Source organism: Planomicrobium okeanokoites (assembly GCF_003428875.1).
Lineage (GTDB): Bacteria > Bacillota > Bacilli > Bacillales_A > Planococcaceae > Planococcus > Planococcus okeanokoites.
Window position 1 is genome coordinate 323,771 of record NZ_QQRS01000003.1, and the last position, 18,240, is coordinate 342,010.

The window sequence follows — 18,240 nt, forward strand, 5'->3', positions numbered from 1 at the left end:
ACCGCCTTTCATGGTTATTGAATGCTTTCAAACGTTTCATAAATCTGTTCGTTGCTTACATGTCCGGTCTGGCTTTTGAACATGACGCCGTCAGAACCGATGTAGACAGAAGTGGGGTAGCCGATGACGCCGTAATCATCGAAAACAGGACCTTCTTCATCGAGCAGTACCTGGATATTTGACGTGTTGTCCAGCCCTTTATACCATTTGGCAAAAGAATCGCTGCTTTTTTCGGCATTCGAGTCAGGTGAAACAATTGTCAATACTTCGAAATCCGGTTCTTCACCGGCAAGTTCGTTCAGTTCATTCATGCCCGAAAGACAGATTGAACACCATGAAGCCCAGAATTTGATGTATACTTTCTGACCCGCATATTCCGATAGCTCGTGGGTTTCACCCTTCAGGTCGACCAACTTGAAATCGGGGGCAGGCTTGCCTTCATTCAGCTGCTCTGCGCTGGAAGAGGTTTGTCCATCTGAGCAGGCAGCGAGCATCATTATAATAATTATAAATACAGGCGTTGCCAGTAATTTTTTCATGGGGAATCATCCTTCTAAGTGAATTGATGTAACCGCTTTAATTGGATTGTAAAAAATTTTCAGCAATTTCTCCTTATACCCACATCATATAGCGAAAAGATAGAGAATGATATTGAACAGTCTTAGTTGGATTCCAAATGAGCATAAAGAAGTGTAATGTTCGACAGGGAAGGTTCAATTTAAAAAAAGTCGCTCCCATAATGGAAGCGACTTCTCATCGAATCATTAATTTTTGCAATTCTTCAAAATAGAGCTGACATCGTTCGAGGACACTCGGCACGGTCTGCCCCTTTTCATGCAACAACTCTAATTCATCAAAAGTGACAAGCTGTGCGCCGCAGACTTCACCAGCCTGCAGCTTCATGGCAGCGGGGTTGAGATTGTCAGCGGTCTTCCAGATGTAACTGTCACGAAAATAATGTCCATATTTCAACTCACCGATTTTAGTCAATTGTTCAGGAGCTGCCACGAGGCCAGTTTCTTCTTCGAGTTCACGGGCAGCGCCTTCGATACTCGTTTCGCCGGCAGTAATGGATCCACCTGTGATTTCCCAAAGTAATGGATAAGTTTTTACCGCATCGCGCTGCGTCAGTAATATCCGTCCATCCACGTTGACTGTAATTATTTCCACAACAATATGATATTCGCCCGGATTCAGATCAATGCCGCGTCGATGAACCTTGCCAAGCTTGTTCCTGTCACCATCTACCAGATCCCATAATTCCATCTTCTTCACTCCCATTAAATGAGTATATAAAAATGGAAGCTAAATGGAAAGGATAAATATGAAAACAGGTGCAGTGAATACAAGAGGTGCCAGGGTGAAAATCATGCCATAAACATTAAATCGCTTGCTGAACAATAATGCGGCTCCTAATAGCCAAATCATCAGGAAAAAAGTTTCACCCAATACCGCGCGTTCCAGACCGCCTCTTTCCAGAATCGGAATAGCTGTCAGGAATGCGAGGAACCCAGTCCATAAGAGGTGAAAAGCACGATAGATTGTATAAACCAATTTAAAACCTCCGTTCTTTGTTTAATAGAACGAAGAATCAGGAGTTTAGTTCCGGCGGAACGATTATTCGGATCAAAGAATCAATTGAAGCAAAACTGTTATGAAAATAAGTCCTAAAATAAATGAGGGGAAGCTATTGTTTTTCTCATTAGGCAATTCATCATTCAAAATATTCAGTACAACTCCGCCTGTCAGAAAAGCTGAGAAAAATGCTATGGCCAGATCGCTGGTCGGGGTCAATTGGTAAATGAGCCAACCGATGAAGACGGATGCCGCTAAAATATAGCGGCCAGTTTTTGTGTATAAATCTTCGTGAGTGAGGTGGAGGATACGGTTATTTGCGATAAAGTGAAATGAGAACACGATGAAATAAATTATATAATCCAGAGCATGTTCTCCGCTGAGTTCCACTAGAAGATAGCCGATCAGCATGTTGTACATGGCGAATGCCGAGATTTCAAGGATAAATATATCTTTGCTTGGCCGTGTCATGTTTTTTTGCCGTTTGTTATACTCCTGGGATTTTTCACTTAATTGGTTGATAGCGTAAAAAAGGGACAGCCCTGCTAAAGTGGCAATGTAGGTAACATAATCGATATTCTCCATCCACTTTGGAAGGGAGGCTTCCTCAGCTACTTCCTGATAATGGGTCAACTCAGGTACGAGATGTAGAAAGACATAGGCTATGGATCCTCCGGAGACCAGGGACATTAATCGTTTTTTTGGTTTTTGACTAAGAAATTTTATATAGTTCGTAAATATATGGATGAGAACAAAGCAGATTATGATAAAAAGACTGAGCCAGACCATTGGGTTCCTCTCCTTCAGGGAAATTTCTCTGATGCTTTTATATACCCAATATTGAAATGTATACCTCTTAATTACATTATTTATTGAGTTTTGAAGAAAGAGAAAAATATTTACGCAGTATGTTCCTTTATATGGAAAAAAGCTAGAGTGTTTTCGGAATTTATTGGATATACTATGGAGGTACGCAAATGCTTGCAAGTATATAGTATTGGGGATAGGAAGATGGGGTACATCGAAGAGTTGAGGGAAGTGGTCGGCCATAGACCGCTCATATTAGTCGGCGCGGTGGCAGTGATCACAGATGAGCTTGGCCGGCTGCTGCTGGAGGAAAGAAGATTTCCGAAAGGCGCATGGGGATTGGCCGGTGGGTTGATGGAACTCGGCGAATCGACAGAGGATGTCGCAAAGAGAGAAGTGTTTGAAGAAACGGGACTGGTGGTAAATGATTTGAAACTCATAAATGTCTATTCAGGACCGAATCATTTTGTAAGAGCTGAAAACGGGGATGAATATTTCGTGGTCACTACAGCTTATTTTGCTGAAACACATCACGGCGTATTGACCGTGGATGAACTGGAATCCATCAGTTTTGAATTTTTTTATCCTGATGAATTGCCTGAGCGCATCGTAAAGAGCCATCGCCGTATCATAGATGAGTATTTGGAGAAGTTCCATGCCAAACGGCTGTGGGCGGTAAGATGATTATAGGAGAGGCAGTGATCTGTGATGTTGCAATTTTTGAGTAAATACAGCCATTGGTTATTGTTGATACTGGTATTTGGAAGCCTTGCTGTAAGTTTTTTCAGCGGCCGTTATGATGCTGCTTCACTTATTTTCGGTGTCATAGGTGTTTTAGGAGTAGGGTATCTTGTTTATCGCATAGAGGCGGACAGGAAGAAAAAAAGAGTAAGAAGTTAAGCATATGATTTATGGCCGGTTCTATTTAAGAGCCGGCTTTCTTATGTTTAGACAACCGTTTTTTATCAATAAATCGATTCAGTCGTCCCGAATTTTAAACTGCCCAACCAAACTTCCCGAACTCCAGGTTTGCCTTGTGTTCAGAAGGGAAAATAGGCATAAAACGTTTGGGAGGAGAATTGGGCATGTCATTATTCGCGAAAGATGCTTTATCGCATAAACATATTTTGATTACAGGCGCCACAGGTGGAATTGGGTATGAAACGGCCAAAGTGGTTGCCGGTATGGGAGCAAAAGTGACGATTACCGGAAGAAATGAAGAAAAATTGAAAGGGCTTGCCGGTGAACTGGAAAGAATAACAGCTAAAGAAAATGTTGCCGTTCTGCCTGCAGATCTCACAGAAAAAAAAGACAGGTCAAAACTTATCGCCGATGCGGAAAAAGCACATGGCTTTATATGTGGACTTGTCAATTCTGCCGGCGTCGCCGGCGGCAGGACGGTTGAAGAGCTTGATGAAGAATTTATTGAGAAACTGATGAATGTCAATTACAAATGCACATTACTGTTAACACAGGAGATTTATAAAAAAATGATGGAACGGAAAGAAGGGGACATTGTCAATCTTGCGAGTCTCTCAGGTTTGAGGGGGACCCATGGCAATACGGCTTATGCGGCAAGTAAATTTGCGGTGGTCGGCTGGACACAGTCAATGGCGCTTGAAGCGATTGAACACGGAATCCGGGTGAATGCAGTGTGTCCGGGATATGTCGATACGGAAATGGCGCGGAACAGCATACGCCGAAAAGCAGAGCGGAAGGGCATCACTTTTGAAGAGGGAATGGAAGAAGCGGCAAACAGCATTCCGTCAGGTCGCATTTCCACACCCGAGGAAGTGGCGAATACGATAGCATTTCTGCTGACTGATGCGGCGGCGAATATTGTGGGCGAGTCAGTGAAGATTTCCGGCGGCAGTGTAATGAGGTGAAGATCATTCTTCATTGCTTAACTTGAGATGTAAAATAAAATTCATTCTTCACAAAAAACCGTTTGCCATTTTATTTATGGCAAACGGTTTTTTAATAGAATCATTCAAGTCCACCACATATCTCCAACCGATTCCTTCACCATTACAGGTTTTAAAGTCTCAACGGCTTTAGTAAATCCTTCTTCAACAGACATCAATCCGTCTTCATGTTCGATGCTTACAACATAATCGTAGCCGTAAAGCCGCAATGTACTGATGATATCAGCCCACGTTTTTTGGTCATGCCCAAACCCGACTGTACGGAAATACCAAGCACGGTCACGCATCGCTGAATAGTCTGTCATATCAGTCAGGCCATTCCGGTTCATGTTTTCCTGATCGATGATGGTATCTTTTGCATGGAAATGGTGGATGGCATCTTCACGCCCAAGAATTTTTATGGCTTCAACGGGGTCAATGCCTTGCCACCACATATGGCTGGGATCCAGATTGGCGCCGATTGCCGGACCACATGCCTGCCGCAGTTTCAGTAAAGTGGCAGGAGTATGTACGGAAAAACCTCCGTGAAGTTCCAAGCCTATTTTCACATTCAATGACTCTGCAAGGTCATTTTTCTCTTTCCAGTAAGGAATTATTTTTTGTTCCCATTGCCATTTCAGGATTTCCTGGAAATCATTTGGCCATGCAGCCACCGGCCAGTTGGGATAGAGGGCGTTTTCATGGTCTCCCGGACACCCGGAAAATGTATTGACGACGGGAACGCCAAGTTCAGATGCGAGCTGTATAGTTTTAACAAGCACTTCATCCGCTGCATCAGAAATTTTTTTCTGTGGGTGGAGCGGATTGGCATGGCAGCTTAGAGCGCTGATCATCAATCCATGCTCACTGATTTTCTGTTTGAACTTTTGCTGTGTTTCAGGATCACCCAACAACTTATCGATTTTGCAGTGAGAATCCCCAGGATAGCCTCCCGTTCCGAGTTCAATCGCCTCTATGCCTTTTGAGGACACGTGGCTTAACAAGTCGTCAAAGTTTTTATCGGAGAACAAGACGGTGAATACGCCCAATTTCATTAAAATAACCCCCTTTTAAAATTTCAGAAAATACAGTAATGTAATCCGTTACATAATTAACATATATAATTTATTCAGTTAAATCAATAGTTTTTATTCGGATAAAAAATTCATTGACAGATAATTCCGAACATATTAGTATAAAAATGTAAACGATTTCATTGCTGATGCAAGAAATCCAGGAAAGTAGGATCGACATGGCGAATATCCAGCAAGTGGCAAAACACGCAGGTGTTTCTGTAGCAACGGTTTCAAGAGTATTGAACGGCCAAAATACAGTTTCCGGAAAGACTAAATTGAAAGTCGAGGAGGCGATAAAGGAACTGAATTACGAACCAAGCATGTTGGGGCGCAATCTCCGGAATTCGGAAAGCAGGATTGTCCTGATTCTGATCCCCACTATCTCCAATCCCTTTTATCTGGAAATCATTAAGGGCATCGAAAATATTGCAATTAGCCATAATTACAATATTCTTTTATGCGAAACAGATTCGGATCCGGAAAAGGAGGATATCTATTTTGACTTGGTAAGGAAAAAGATGGCAGATGGAATCATTTCGATGGACCCCGCGGTCAATGTGGAAACGCTAAAGGAATTGGCCGAGAAATATGCCATCATCCAATGCAGTGAATATGGGGGTGGCATCGGAATCCCTTATGTCACAATCGATAACGAAGAGGCATCGTACCGTGCGGTTAAGCATCTGCTGCAAATGGGTCACAAAAAAATTGCATTGATGAACACAGATGAAAAATTCCTATATGCCAGGGAAAGAAAGATGGGATACCAGCGAGCTCTGGAAGAGCAGGGGATTGAAATGAATGAAAACTATATTTTTTACACAAAGGATCTGGAATTTGAAAATGGTCAGCAGGCGATGAAGAAGATCTTGAATATCACAGACCGGCCGACTGCTGTATTTGCCGTATCGGACTTGCTTGCAATAGGGGCTCTGAAAGAAATCAATTCATCCGGAATGAACGTACCGGACGATATGGCGGTCGTAGGTTTCGACAAAATCGACTTCTCCAATATGACGAATCCGACCCTGACAACGGTTGCCCAGCCGATGTACAAAATGGGCACTACAGCAGCAAAAATGCTGATTGAAAAGATTCGTGGCAATAAAGTGGACAGTGTCGTATTGGATTTCGAACTTGTAATCCGTGAATCAACAGCTGGTTAAGAATTGAGGCCAGCGCTCTGCTATTAAAAAATTAATGTCGGAGCGCTGGCCTTAGATGTAAATGTAATCGATTACATTTTGGGGAGCTCTTATTAAAACAAAGGGGGAATTGTTTTGAAGAAATGGTTGGTTCTACTATTGGCATTGGCGACTGCAATGATATTAGCGGCATGTGGGGAAGATGGGGGTTCTGCTGATGAAGGAAGCGGAGACGATACATTGACGATAGGGATATCATTGCCGTCAGCGACACATGGCTGGATGGGAGCGTTAATCGATAATGCTGAACAACAGGCAAAAGAGCTTCAGGAAAGTGAAGGCATCGAATATGTCATGACCAATGCTGAAGATCCGAACACACAGGCAAACGATGTGGATGATCTGATTGCACAAGGTGTGGACGTAATTGTCATGCTCCCTATTGAATCTGCCGCTTTGACGCCTGTTGGCCAAAAAGTGAAAGATGCAGGCATTCCGCTGGTCATTGTTGACCGGGAGCTTGAAAACGACGCCGCTACCGTAGTTGTCAAAGGGGACAATGAAGGGATCGGAATCAACGCAGGTGAATATTTCATTGAACAATTAAACGGACAGGGCAAAATTGTTGAAATCAGCGGACCGCCGAGTTCAGTAACTGAACAACGAGGTTCAGGCTTCAAAGAAGCGATTGATGGTCAGGACGGAATGGAAATCATCGCATCGCAGAGCGGAGATTTCTCGACAGAAAAATCTTTGGAAGTAATGGAAAATATCCTGCAGGCAAATCCTGAAATCGATGCGGTATTCACACAGGATGACGGAATGGCTCTAGGTGTTCTGCAGGCCATCAAGGAAGCGGGACGCACCGATATTCAATTCGTTACGGGTGCAGGAGGAGCGAAACAAGTATTTGAAGATATCCAGAATGATGGTTTGATGTCAGCGACTTTCCTTTATTCGCCGACCATGGTCAGAGACGCAGTGAAAATTGCGGGCGAACTGGCCCAGGGCAATGAGCCAGAAGAAACGATGGTCATCAAAGAGGCTACCCAAGTAACCGAAGAGAATGTTGATGAATACTACGATCCGGAATCTAAATTCTAAAACGAATTTCAGGAAATACGAGGCTTTCAACAAAGTTCTTGTATTTCCTATTTTCCTATATAAGGAGGGTGGACACGATGACTGAAGGACCTTTTATGGCGATGAAGAATATCGATAAATCGTTCAATGGTGTAACTGTTCTGAGGAATGTGAATCTTGACGTTGAAAAAGGTGAGATCCATGCGTTACTTGGGGAAAACGGTGCCGGAAAATCCACATTGATGAATATTCTTGGCGGTGTGCATATGCCCGATAATGGATCTGTTTACATAGACGGTGAACAAGTGAAAATGCTGAACCCCCGGATTTCACAGGAGCAAGGGATCAGCTTTATCCATCAGGAACTGAATGTAGTGGCAGATCTGACAGTCTACGAAAATATGTTTTTAGGTTCAGAGCTGCGCAATAAAATCGGATTCTTGAAGGTAGAAGAAATGTGCAAGGAGACACATGACGTACTTGCCACGCTCGGCGTGGACGTCGATCCAAAAGAATACGTTCGAAATCTGGATACTTCCTATAAGCAATTAATCGAAATCGCCAAGGCACTGCTCAGAAAATCACGGGTGATCATCATGGATGAGCCAACGACTTCGTTGACAGAGCATGAGGTGGATCGTTTGTTTGAACTGATGAGGAATCTGCGGAAAACAGGGGTTTCAATCATCTATATCTCACATAAATTAAAAGAGATTAAAGCTGTATGCGACCGTTTTACGGTTTTGCGTGACGGAAAAGTCGTCGGAACAGGGAGTATGGATGCGGAAAGCCCTGAGACGATTACAAAAATGATGGTCGGCAAAGCAGTATCGCAGGAACGTTTTGTCCATGGGGATCCTTTTGGACCGGTAATAATGGAAATCAGCGGTTTGTCGAGTGAAGGCTTGTTCAAAAACATTAATTTCTCGCTCAGAAAAGGGGAGATTCTTGGTTTTACAGGATTGGCTGGAGATGGACGGACAGAGCTGTTTGAAAGTATTTTTGGCTATCGCAGGAAATATACCGGAGAGATAAAGATAAACGGCAAATCAGAAAAAATAGATCATCCGCGAAAAGCCTTAAGAGCCGGAATCGGTTTTGTGCCGAAAAATCGCAAAGAAAATGCCATCATAAAAGACTTGAGTGTAATTCAAAATATGAGTTTGTCTTCAATGGGGAATTTCGAAAATATGGGGTTTCTTCGGGACAGCATAGAAAAGGAAAGGTTCAAGCATTATAAAGGCTTATTGAATATTAAAGTCCACAATCCTCAGATTACAATTGACAAACTGAGTGGCGGAAATCAGCAAAAAGTGGTGATTGCCAAATGGCTGGAGGCAAATACGGAAATACTGATCTTTGATAATCCGACACAGGGAATCGATGTCGGAGCAAAGCAGGAAATCTATCAGGAAATCGTTTCGCTGTCTGAAATGGGCAAGGCTGTCATTGTCCTCTCTTCGGAAGCGCCTGAAGTGATTAAAATCTGCCATTCCATCAATGTCATGTATCACGGTGAAATTACAGCCCGCTTCAATGGGGAAGATGCGAATGAAGAAGAGATTATGCAATATGCCACTGGTTCAAAAAAGGAGGTTGAGAAAATTGGATAGTATTGAAGCAAAAGAATATAAGCCGAAGTCTTCGACAGCAAAAACCCGCCTTTCCTGGCTGTGGTCGGAATACAGTGTCATCATTGCCTTTGTCATCATTTTCATTGCCTCTGCAATTTTAAGTCCCCGTTTTCTGGATATGAATAACCAGTTGAACATCTTGATGCAAGTTTCCATTATCGGAATCATTGCAATGGGAATGACGGTTGTCATGCTGTCAGGAGGCATCGATTTATCGGTAGGCTCAGTGCTCGCACTTGCCGGTGTTATTTCCGTATTGGCTCTAAATGCGTCAGGAAGCATTCTGGTCGGCGTTTTTACCGCATTATTAGTTGGTTCCTTCGCCGGTTTCCTGAACGGGCTGATGGTGGCGAAAGGAAGGATTGCCTCCTTTATCGCTACGCTGGGAATGATGGCGGCAGCGAGATCAATCGCTTTGTATATTGCGGATGGCGGCAGCGTCTCCGGGGAAGTGGCGGGTTTTACGGCTATTTCCAATAGTGATTTATGGATATTCGATGTGCCGGTCATAATTTTTCTTGTGATGACAGCCGGTGTCTATATGCTGATGCACAAGACCCGTTTTGGGCGCTACGTATACGCACTTGGCAGCAATGAAAAAGCTGCATTGCTTTCCGCAATTCGAGTCGACCGCATAAAAATCGGTGTCTACACATTGATCGGTTCACTGGTCGGGATAGCTGCAGTTATTGAAACTTCCCGATTGAATTCAATATCTTCTTCCAGTTCCGGAGCTCAATATGAACTGGACGCGATAGCAGCAGTGATTATAGGAGGAACCCGGATGACCGGTGGCCGAGGCAAAATCATCGGCACACTTTTTGGTGTCCTGATACTTGGGATCCTAAACAATATGATGAACTTGATGAATGTCTCACCTTATCTGCAAGGATTTGTAAAAGGTTTGATCATTATCATTGCAGTAGTTTTCCAAAAGAGAGAATAGGAGTGATCTAATGGGCATGAAAGTCGGAATCATCGGTTGCGGATCCATTACAAAAATGCGCCATGCGCCGGAATACACAGAAAATCCATATGTGGATGAAATAGTCTTTTACGACAGGAATCTCGACCGGTCGGAAGCATTGGTGGAATTGTTTGGCGGAAGTATCGCCCGCACAGTGGATGAATTATTCGAGGATCCGGATATTATCGCAATCAGTGATTGTTCATCAAATGAAAACCATCACCTTTTTTCAACTAGAGCTTTATTGAGCGGTAAGCATGTCTTATGTGAAAAGCCGATTTCTCTTACTGTGGACCATGCGAAAGAAATCGTGGCTGCACAGAAAAAGTCAGGAAAAAAACTGATGGTGGACCACAATCAGCGATTTACGCGGGCACATCAAAAGGCGAAAGAGATTATTGAAAAAGAGGAACTTGGTAAAGTCCTGACTTTCCGGACGACATTCGGCCATTCAGGGCCCGAACAATGGGGGATCAATAAAACCAATTCCACCTGGTTCTTCAAAAAAGAACGCTCAGGATTTGGAGTTGCTGGAGATCTGGGAATCCACAAAGTCGATTTGATCCATTATCTTCTGGACGATGAAATCGAACAGGTCAGCGCGTTCCATGGTACTTTGGATAAACAGGATGAAAATGGCAATCCCATCGAAGTCAGTGATAATATCGTGTGCAGCCTGAAAACCAAAAAAGGCAGGCTTGGAACCGCGAGTTTTTCGTGGACACACTACGGGGAAGAAGATAACAGTACAATCATTTACTGTGAAAAAGGGATTATAAAAATTTACAACAGTGAAGATTATCAGATAGAAGTGCTCACAAAAGACGGCATTAAAGTCAATTATCAATTGGAAAGTATACAAACTAATGATAACCAGACAAACAGCGGAGTGATTGACGCTTTCATCGAAAGCATCAGGCTGGACCAGCCGCCGCTCGTGACTGGAGAAGATGCACTTCTCGCATTGAAGGTGATCCTTGGCATTATGGAAGCGGCTGAAACCGCTGCTGTAGTGAAGATTGAAAAAGAATCTTTGATTAACTCTTAGAGAAATCAGTAAAATGACCGCAGCATCCCAATGGTGCTGCGGTCATTTTTATCTTTATCTGCCTTTGCCGAAAAGCATCCAGGGCGATGGCAGATTAAAAGGATGGCCATCAGGCAGTGTGGAAGCTTGCTGCTTTGTTAAATCCATCCATACATGTGCGTCCTTCCGGAGCTTCGAAGCCAGCTGTTCCTGGGCAAGCGCGATTGTTTCCCAAAGACCCGGCTGATCCATCAAATCGTCAAACGGATAGACTGCCTGCAAGTAATAATATTTTTTGAAATCTTTCTTTGTAATCAAAACCCGATCTCCTTTGGGGTTCACAAAAAAATTCCAATCGGCAATTTGTCTATCCTCAAACATTTCCTCGGATGCCGGGAATGGATAATAGCATTCATAAGGAAAAACAGCTGAAGATTCAACGAATAATTTGCGAAGCCATTGTCGTTTCATTGATACATCCTCCAGTCTCTCCCAGGGAGTGCCGCCGCTTTTCAGTGAAGAAATATTTAAAGCCGACGCCCCGTAGCTGATATGCTTCTCAGCGAGACCGATTTTTTTCAGCACACGCTGGGCAGGGATATTTTCTTCCTGTGTATTGGCGCCGACCCATTTTATGTCAGGGAGCTTGAAAGCTTCATCCAGCACCTGAGACATTAAACTGGTTGATAAATCATTGCCGCGGAAGCGGAGATCGCTGCGCATGCGTCCGAGCATCGCATATTGTTTGGCGAATATGGACAAGCCGCCCACACTGACTAATTGATCGTTTGCAAAAAGTCCGAAAAGTTTATTGTTCCCCGTCGAAATTCGGTCGAATACACGGATCACGTAATCGTCATCGATACCGGTCTCCATTGCTCTCAATTTCGGCAGATCTTCTTTCGTTAAAGGGCGAATCATCTTTTCCACTGTTCGACACTCCCTGCTGCTCAATATTTATTCAATTATATATGCTTGATATTGATAGCGCATTTTATAAGACTGTGAAAAATAGTGAATTCCGATCTTTAATTACTTCGAACTACGAAGGAAGTGTTTAGGGAGTCGAAATAATTACATGCGTCTTGTACTATAGTCCTGCAAAAAAATAGAAAAAATAAAATATCCATTACTAAAGAATTGAAAATTCAAAATACATTTACAATTAAAATTCTCTTTGCTATGCTGATTTAAATTTAAGTCACATAAGGAAAGGAGAGGCAAAAATCTAAAGATGCACAAATAATAAATGGGAAAAGGAGCGGGTTTTATTGAAAAAGAATTGGGCGGGTACATTGGGCGTTTTGGGATTATGCACGGCACTGGCGATGCCGGTTTACGCGGTTGAAAATGAAGCGAAGCCGGATACGCATCATCATGATTACGGAATTTCAGGATTTATCGATCATGCGGAATTGACTAAAACATTGCTGCAGCTGGAAGCGAAAAGCAAAGGCGCAGTCCAAGTGGAAGTTGCGGGGCAATCATTCAATGGCCTTGATATCTATACAGCACGAGTCGGTACAGGCGATAAAGTCCTGTTGATCCAAAGCGAAATCCACGGTAATGAGAAAACAGGGACAGTCGCAATTCTGAACTTGCTGAAGAGCCTTTCCAATAATTCCAAACAAACCAAAGAGCTTCTTGAAGAAGTGACGATCGTCTTCATGCCGATGATGAATCCTGATGCATCCGAGGCGGATAAACGCCGCAACAGCATGACCTGGTCGGATGTGGTCGATGCATATCCGCAATTGTCGGGGGCATCACCATCTTGGAATTATTATGATCGCGGCGTCAGCCAAAGTTATGATTACGCTGCCAATCCGGGCTTTGATGTAAACCGGGATTTCAACCCTGATCTGGATTATGTGCCGGAAGCGGCGGATTTCCCAGGTTCATCCGATCAGCCGGGCTGGTTCATCACTCCTGAATCGCAAACGTCCCGCGATGTTTACAAATCACTGCAGGATGAATTTGGCGAAGTCGATGTGTTCGTCGATCTACACCACCAAGGACTCTACTATGTAGATGGCACGCCAGATCCGGTGACATTGTCATTGTCAGCCCAATTCGTTCCAGATCCAAACACGCCTGAAGGTGCAAAATACGCCGAATACGCTGACACCTACGATTATGATTTTTCACGCCAGTTAAATCTATTGGCTTATAACGAATTGCAGTCGTACGGTGAATCGAAATTCACGAACATCTCACTTTATTCGCAGGGCCTGGATCTTCCAGGAACTGCACTTGGTTCTTATGCGCTGAATGGCAGCGGGACAGTCCTATTTGAAGTCAGAGGACAGACACAGATGATGGGCCAGAAAGAAAAAGGGCAATTATCCAAATCTGTCGAGCGTGGACTTTCCGCAATCATTGAAGGCGTTGCTGATGGTTCAGTGAATGATCTCAATCCGGAAGATTATGAAGACATCCCGTTGACGGCATACCGTCCATCCAATTAAATATGAAAGGAAAAGCCGCCGGTTTATATCGGCGGCTTTTTCTGTTTTCGTTGAATTAGCGACTAATGAAGCTTGAATCCGGGTATGAATAGTTATAAAAAGGATGCGAGGAGCGGTTTGGTGGTTAAAGAAAACACGAAAGTCGGCATAGCGCTGCTGCTGTTGTTGGGAGGATTAGCGATTGCTGGCCTATTCATCGTCTTGTTTGCAGAATTGGCAGATGAGGTGATGAGCCAGGAATTCGGTATATTCGACAGCTTTATCATAAATCTTATATTAGTGAATCAAAGCCACACGATGGATTTGATAATGGTTTTTATCACTGAATTGGGATCAGTCTGGTTTCTGGGGACGCTGTCATTGATCATCGTTTTGGCCTTGTGGTTCAAGGGGAAAGACAGATGGGGAGCTCTGTTCTTCATCATAGCAGTTGGCGGGGGTGGCCTGTTGACTACTCTTCTTAAGCATTTCTACGGCAGGGAACGCCCGTCGATCAATGAGGAAATTGATGCGGTCGGTTTCAGTTTTCCAAGTGGCCATTCAATGGGCTCGCTGATCTTTTACGGTTTTGTCATATTCCTGATTATCAGAGGGCCACAAAAAGAGTGGATTAAATGGGCAGTTTCCATTAGCCTTGCCGTGCTGGTCGTGTTGATCGGTACGAGCCGCATCTATCTTGGCGCCCATTTTCCCAGTGATGTTGCGGCAGGCTACATAGCTGGCATCATATGGCTGCTTCTGTGTCTGACAGCTCTGGAGTGGATCTCCTGGCAGACAGGCAGCCATATCAGACCGGTCAAAGGGTTGAGGAATATGCTGAAATCCGGCTTGCGCATGGCAAAAGGCAAAGCAGGCAATTTGAAAAGATAATGAGGCACTGGAATGGAACCATCGCAGATGCTGGTTGCTGTGTACCGGTTCTTTTCCAGTTTTACAATCGATTGAATCGAGATGCTCCACTGACGAATCGGGAAGTGGGGAAGTCATACGGATATCAACAAATAGGATGGGGGCTTTAAGATGTATATCGACAAATATCGGATCAAACCTGATGAAAAGATAAAGCTGAAAGGTTTTGGCACCTCTGATGATAAGGGCTATGATCTTGAAGAGCTTGAAAAGGAATTGATTCCAAAGGCGGTCGAGAAGTTGAAAGATCTCCATTTGAAATTGAATGCCGAAGAAGAAAAAGGCATCCTGGTTGTCCTGCAGGCAATGGATGCGGCAGGCAAAGATGAGGCAATTTCATATATCTTTTCGAATTTGAATGCACAGGGCTTGAAGACACTGACACTCGGGAAACCTTCTGAAACAGAGCTGGGCCATGACTACCTTTGGCGTATCCATGATGGCCTGCCGGCGAGAGGGGAAATCGGCATTTTGAATCGGTCACATTATGAAGAAGTGATCGCTCCGAGAGTCCATGACCTTCTCGGAGAAGAACCATTGCCTGATGAACTCATAGACGAAAAAATATGGGAAACCCGTTTTCGCCAGATCAATGATTTTGAACGGTATTTAAGCGAGAATGGTTTTCCTGTAGTGAAATTCTTCTTCAACGTTTCAAAAGAAGAGCAGCGTAAGCGATTGTTGGAGCGAATGAAAGATCCGCAGAAAAACTGGGAGTTCTCATTCAGTGATGTGGAAGAACGCGAACATTGGGATGATTATCAGGAAATTTTCGAAGATATGCTGAACCACACTTCAACAGAGTACGCGCCTTGGTACGTGCTTCCTGCCGACAATGAGCAATATTCAAGGTATATAATAGCGGAAGTCATGAATAATCTTTTATCCGAACTGGATCCGCAGTTTCCGGTAATCAGTGATGAAGAACAGGATAAGCTTAATGAATATATCGAGAAGCTGGAAGCGGAAGGCGAAGAATAAGTGCTGTTGATTGAGAAAAGGCTGTCCGGAGTTTTCCGGACAGCCTTTTTCAATCTTCTTTTTGTGCTGTATATTTTCTGATGGCCGGTAAAATTTCGTTGCCGATGATTTCGATATTCTTCATGAGACGATCGAAAGGTACGCCACCGAAATCCATTTGGCCGATATAGCGCTGATGGCCGAATAATTCGTACTGATAGAGTATCTTCTCAATGACTTGTTGAGGACTGCCGATATTCATGACACTCTGGCTGTCAGCACCGTGCATGAATTGATATTCAGGAAAACCACGGCCGTTTGTCACTTTCATCCCTTCATTGATATGGGGATAATATTCCTGAAGCGCCTGCTGGCTAGTTTCAGCCACATGGAAAAAGCCGGCAGTGGCAACGGGCAGAGCGGCGGAGTCGAAGCCGTTTTCGTCAGCCGCTTCGCGATATGCATCAATGGTTTGCTTGAAACTTACCGCAGGACCACCCAGCATTGCCAGGAACATCGGAACACCCGCATGTCCGGCTTTAATGGCGCTTGGCGGTGAGCCGCCGACAGCGCGCCAAATTGGCATCGTACCGCCGTGAGGACGAGGAATCACTTCAGCATCACGCAGAGGTGATCGGAAACGGCCGTTCCAATCGAGCGATTCTTCCTGGCTGATTTTCAGCAGTAACTCGAATTTCTCTTCGTATAATTCTTCATAATAACGGATGTCATAGCCGAGCAGTTCAAATAGGCCGATACGTGATGCCCTTCCGGCTACCAGTTCTGCACGCCCATTGGAGATAAGGTCAATCGTTGCAAAATCTTCAAACACACGAACCGGATCGGATGTGGATATGATGGTGGAAGAACTTGCAATCTTGATATTGTTTGTTGCTTGCGCGATGGCGGCGAGCACAACGCTATGGGCCTGTGTTGTGAAATACTCCTGATGGCTTTCACCGACACTGAAAAAGTCCAGTCCAGCTTCGTCAGCAAGCTTTGCCAACTCAATAATTTCATGCAGCCGCTGGCCGGCGGGTATTCTCTCTTTAGTGTGTGGATCTGGAATATGGTCGCCCAATGTGTACAGACCGAATTCCAACCCTTTCTTCTGATTGATGCGATATTTTTCCAAATGAAACACCCTTTCTGGAATCTATTATGCAATAAGTTTTCAGGAGATGCTGAATTCGTGCTCGGATATTACATGAAGAATGCAAAAAAGCCGCTTCCTTTAACAGAAGAAGCGGCTTCATATGCAAGAATATTTTTACTGCGGCCCTAGAAGAACAACAGGTTCAGTATAATCGTCAGGATAATGGACAGTATTATGGATATGATTAAACTTCCCATACAGGACATGCGCATAAGGATCCCACCTTCTTGGCTGATAACCTTTCTTTACCCTGATGCATGGGAACAATAAACCATTCGTTTATTGGCGCAGCAGGTAATCATTGTCGTATAGGAAACCGCTGCTGATATCGATAAAAAGAAAACTGTCCGCAGACAAAGGATAGCTGAAAGTACGGACAATATCGCCGGTCTCAATATCTGAGTACGTATCAGATAAAATTCCTTTGGACCATTTTTTCATTCGCATGATGTTTTCGAGGAAATAAGGACGGAAAGCCCAATGGGAGCCTTTATGTTCAGCTTCAATTTGCCAGTAATCTCCCCGTTTTTGATAATTGGAAGAAATCTGCTGGCCATTGGAATTGCAGATATACATCCTGAAGCTTTCACGGTCAAACGGTCCTTCCAATAGTTTCAAAAAGTCATCTGCATACTCTGGACCAGACCATCCCGGGGCCGCCTTTTTCAAGATATCTTCGCATGCAATTGAAAATTCAAGGCATTTTGCCAATAATGATTTTTCCATGTCGATGAAGTTTTGTATGCTTTCGCCCACATTTACCTGAAGTGAATTATTGGACAGCAGATTGAAATCAGGTTTTGCCAGGTAATACCCCTGGTAATAATGGCCCCCATGTTTCCACGCAAACTGAAGCTGATAATCGTCTTCGATATGTTCGTAGGACAGCTTGGCGCCTATGCGGCGTGCCAGCAGGGAAAGGGAATAGACGATATCCTGGAAAACATCCGGTCGATTGGTGCGGATGACTGTCGTGTCGATTTTCAGGATATCAGGTTTTAATTGACGGATGCGGTCAATGTTGGAGCTTTTGGCACCCACGTGATCGACAGCTATTTGGATTCCGTAGGTTTTGTAATACAGCAAAAGGTGATTGAGGGATTCAAAATCCTCTTCGAATGCGTGCTCTGTGATTTCCAGCACGATCCGCTTAAGGGAAAATCCTTTTGCTTCAAATTCCTGCAGTGTACTGATGAATTCCTCACCGCCATTAAGCAGCAATTGCTTGGCATCGCGGTAGAGAAATAGTCTGCAGCCGTTGCCGTTATCCAGCATTTCGGCCATCGCCAGCTTAAGGAGGTGGGTATCGACTTCAACTTTAAACTCATCCGGCACATCCGGATTCTGAAAAAAATGACCCAGGCTTAGCCACTCGCCGTTGTGTTTGAACCTGCCACGCACTTCGTATCCGATAATGGTATGTTTGACAGCACTGACAATCGGCTGGAATACAGGTTTTACATTTTGAAGATTTTCAAGAACCAGCAATGGGTCCATATCGTTTGCCTCCTTTGGCTCGAAACATCCGC

At 44.0% G+C, this 18,240-nt stretch carries 19 protein-coding genes; 11 read left to right on the forward strand and 8 right to left on the reverse strand.

All coding sequences use genetic code 11. The features are described from left to right. Nucleotides 1-14 precede the first annotated feature (14 nt). The 4 genes from D2910_RS09540 to D2910_RS09555 form a co-directional block, all read right to left on the reverse strand. Nucleotides 15-539, reverse strand: a complete 525-nt coding sequence (locus tag D2910_RS09540; RefSeq protein WP_117313340.1) for a TlpA family protein disulfide reductase — start codon at nt 537-539, stop codon at nt 15-17. A gap of 214 nt (nt 540-753) precedes the next feature. Further along, a complete protein-coding gene (locus D2910_RS09545) occupies nt 754-1,266 on the reverse strand; it encodes an NUDIX hydrolase (RefSeq protein WP_165850164.1) in 513 nt (170 codons plus the stop codon). Between the two features lie 39 nt (nt 1,267-1,305). Continuing rightward, nucleotides 1,306-1,554, reverse strand: coding sequence for a hypothetical protein (locus tag D2910_RS09550; protein ID WP_117313342.1), 249 nt, complete (start codon nt 1,552-1,554; stop codon nt 1,306-1,308). Nucleotides 1,555-1,626: 72 nt separating this feature from the next. After that, the gene (locus D2910_RS09555) at nt 1,627-2,160 is read right to left on the reverse strand and encodes a hypothetical protein (RefSeq protein ID WP_240633591.1); all 534 of its coding nucleotides are present in this window, start codon (nt 2,158-2,160) and stop codon (nt 1,627-1,629) included. A 426-nt stretch (nt 2,161-2,586) separates the two neighbouring features. Here D2910_RS09555 and D2910_RS09560 point away from each other — a divergent pair, with 426 nt between their 5' ends. The 3 genes from D2910_RS09560 to D2910_RS09570 all read left to right on the forward strand — a co-directional run bounded on the left by D2910_RS09560 (nt 2,587) and on the right by D2910_RS09570 (nt 4,268). Continuing rightward, nucleotides 2,587-3,066, forward strand: coding sequence for an NUDIX hydrolase (locus D2910_RS09560; RefSeq protein WP_117313344.1), 480 nt, complete (start codon nt 2,587-2,589; stop codon nt 3,064-3,066). Nucleotides 3,067-3,087: 21 nt separating this feature from the next. Further along, nucleotides 3,088-3,282, forward strand: a complete 195-nt coding sequence (locus D2910_RS16895) for a hypothetical protein (RefSeq protein WP_165850165.1) — start codon at nt 3,088-3,090, stop codon at nt 3,280-3,282. A gap of 185 nt (nt 3,283-3,467) precedes the next feature. Further along, a complete protein-coding gene (locus D2910_RS09570; protein ID WP_117313345.1) occupies nt 3,468-4,268 on the forward strand; it encodes an SDR family NAD(P)-dependent oxidoreductase in 801 nt (266 codons plus the stop codon). A gap of 104 nt (nt 4,269-4,372) precedes the next feature. Here the strand turns inward: D2910_RS09570 and D2910_RS09575 are convergent, their stop codons facing one another. Continuing rightward, a complete protein-coding gene (locus tag D2910_RS09575) occupies nt 4,373-5,341 on the reverse strand; it encodes a sugar phosphate isomerase/epimerase family protein (RefSeq protein WP_117313346.1) in 969 nt (322 codons plus the stop codon). 197 nt (nt 5,342-5,538) lie between these two features. Here D2910_RS09575 and D2910_RS09580 point away from each other — a divergent pair, with 197 nt between their 5' ends. The 5 genes from D2910_RS09580 to D2910_RS09600 all read left to right on the forward strand — a co-directional run bounded on the left by D2910_RS09580 (nt 5,539) and on the right by D2910_RS09600 (nt 11,239). Further along, on the forward strand, nt 5,539-6,528 hold the full coding sequence (locus D2910_RS09580; RefSeq protein WP_117313347.1) for a LacI family DNA-binding transcriptional regulator: 990 nt from the start codon (nt 5,539-5,541) through the stop codon (nt 6,526-6,528). A gap of 114 nt (nt 6,529-6,642) precedes the next feature. Then, a complete protein-coding gene (locus tag D2910_RS09585; RefSeq protein WP_084242680.1) occupies nt 6,643-7,611 on the forward strand; it encodes a substrate-binding domain-containing protein in 969 nt (322 codons plus the stop codon). A 77-nt stretch (nt 7,612-7,688) separates the two neighbouring features. Then, entirely contained in the window at nt 7,689-9,203 is a 1,515-nt protein-coding gene (locus tag D2910_RS09590) for a sugar ABC transporter ATP-binding protein (RefSeq protein ID WP_117313348.1), read from the forward strand. After that, nucleotides 9,196-10,170 (forward strand): ABC transporter permease, encoded by a 975-nt coding sequence (locus D2910_RS09595; RefSeq protein ID WP_084242678.1) that lies wholly within the window; start codon nt 9,196-9,198, stop codon nt 10,168-10,170. The genes D2910_RS09590 and D2910_RS09595 overlap by 8 nt, the downstream gene beginning before the upstream one ends. Nucleotides 10,171-10,180: 10 nt before the next feature. Continuing rightward, on the forward strand, nt 10,181-11,239 hold the full coding sequence (locus D2910_RS09600) for a Gfo/Idh/MocA family protein (RefSeq protein ID WP_117313350.1): 1,059 nt from the start codon (nt 10,181-10,183) through the stop codon (nt 11,237-11,239). Between the two features lie 54 nt (nt 11,240-11,293). Here the strand turns inward: D2910_RS09600 and D2910_RS09605 are convergent, their stop codons facing one another. Then, nucleotides 11,294-12,139 carry a GNAT family N-acetyltransferase gene (locus D2910_RS09605; RefSeq protein ID WP_240633598.1) on the reverse strand — a complete coding sequence of 282 codons (846 nt, stop codon included), beginning with the start codon at nt 12,137-12,139 and terminating at the stop codon, nt 11,294-11,296. A gap of 350 nt (nt 12,140-12,489) precedes the next feature. Here D2910_RS09605 and D2910_RS09610 point away from each other — a divergent pair, with 350 nt between their 5' ends. The 3 genes from D2910_RS09610 (at nt 12,490) to D2910_RS09620 (ending at nt 15,576) form a co-directional block, all read left to right on the forward strand. Then, complete coding sequence (locus D2910_RS09610) at nt 12,490-13,686, forward strand: M14 family zinc carboxypeptidase (protein WP_372868456.1); 1,197 nt, start codon at nt 12,490-12,492, stop codon at nt 13,684-13,686. Nucleotides 13,687-13,806: 120 nt separating this feature from the next. Further along, nucleotides 13,807-14,556: a phosphatase PAP2 family protein gene (locus D2910_RS09615; protein WP_240633592.1), complete on the forward strand. Its 750-nt coding sequence runs from the start codon at nt 13,807-13,809 to the stop codon at nt 14,554-14,556. A 150-nt stretch (nt 14,557-14,706) separates the two neighbouring features. Continuing rightward, the gene (locus D2910_RS09620) at nt 14,707-15,576 is read left to right on the forward strand and encodes a PPK2 family polyphosphate kinase (protein ID WP_117313353.1); all 870 of its coding nucleotides are present in this window, start codon (nt 14,707-14,709) and stop codon (nt 15,574-15,576) included. A 49-nt stretch (nt 15,577-15,625) separates the two neighbouring features. On the opposite strand, the gene D2910_RS09625 is transcribed toward D2910_RS09620, so the two are convergent. Both D2910_RS09625 and D2910_RS09630 read right to left on the reverse strand, forming a co-directional pair. Further along, the gene (locus D2910_RS09625) at nt 15,626-16,690 is read right to left on the reverse strand and encodes an LLM class flavin-dependent oxidoreductase (protein WP_084242673.1); all 1,065 of its coding nucleotides are present in this window, start codon (nt 16,688-16,690) and stop codon (nt 15,626-15,628) included. Nucleotides 16,691-16,990: 300 nt separating this feature from the next. Next, the gene (locus D2910_RS09630) at nt 16,991-18,208 is read right to left on the reverse strand and encodes an EAL domain-containing protein (protein WP_101803605.1); all 1,218 of its coding nucleotides are present in this window, start codon (nt 18,206-18,208) and stop codon (nt 16,991-16,993) included. Nucleotides 18,209-18,240: the final 32 nt, after the last annotated feature.

Coding starts and splice junctions, on each gene's coding strand:
- D2910_RS09560 (WP_117313344.1), top strand. CDS start 2,587: ATGGGGTACATCGAAGAGTTGAGGGAAGTGGTCGGCCATAGACCGCTC.
- D2910_RS09545 (WP_165850164.1), bottom strand. CDS start 1,266: ATGGAATTATGGGATCTGGTAGATGGTGACAGGAACAAGCTTGGCAAG.
- D2910_RS09600 (WP_117313350.1), top strand. CDS start 10,181: ATGGGCATGAAAGTCGGAATCATCGGTTGCGGATCCATTACAAAAATG.
- D2910_RS09575 (WP_117313346.1), bottom strand. CDS start 5,341: ATGAAATTGGGCGTATTCACCGTCTTGTTCTCCGATAAAAACTTTGAC.
- D2910_RS09540 (WP_117313340.1), bottom strand. CDS start 539: ATGAAAAAATTACTGGCAACGCCTGTATTTATAATTATTATAATGATG.
- D2910_RS09580 (WP_117313347.1), top strand. CDS start 5,539: ATGGCGAATATCCAGCAAGTGGCAAAACACGCAGGTGTTTCTGTAGCA.
- D2910_RS09590 (WP_117313348.1), top strand. CDS start 7,689: ATGACTGAAGGACCTTTTATGGCGATGAAGAATATCGATAAATCGTTC.
- D2910_RS09555 (WP_240633591.1), bottom strand. CDS start 2,160: ATGGAGAATATCGATTATGTTACCTACATTGCCACTTTAGCAGGGCTG.
- D2910_RS09605 (WP_240633598.1), bottom strand. CDS start 12,139: ATGATTCGCCCTTTAACGAAAGAAGATCTGCCGAAATTGAGAGCAATG.
- D2910_RS09570 (WP_117313345.1), top strand. CDS start 3,468: ATGTCATTATTCGCGAAAGATGCTTTATCGCATAAACATATTTTGATT.
- D2910_RS09630 (WP_101803605.1), bottom strand. CDS start 18,208: ATGGACCCATTGCTGGTTCTTGAAAATCTTCAAAATGTAAAACCTGTA.
- D2910_RS09620 (WP_117313353.1), top strand. CDS start 14,707: ATGTATATCGACAAATATCGGATCAAACCTGATGAAAAGATAAAGCTG.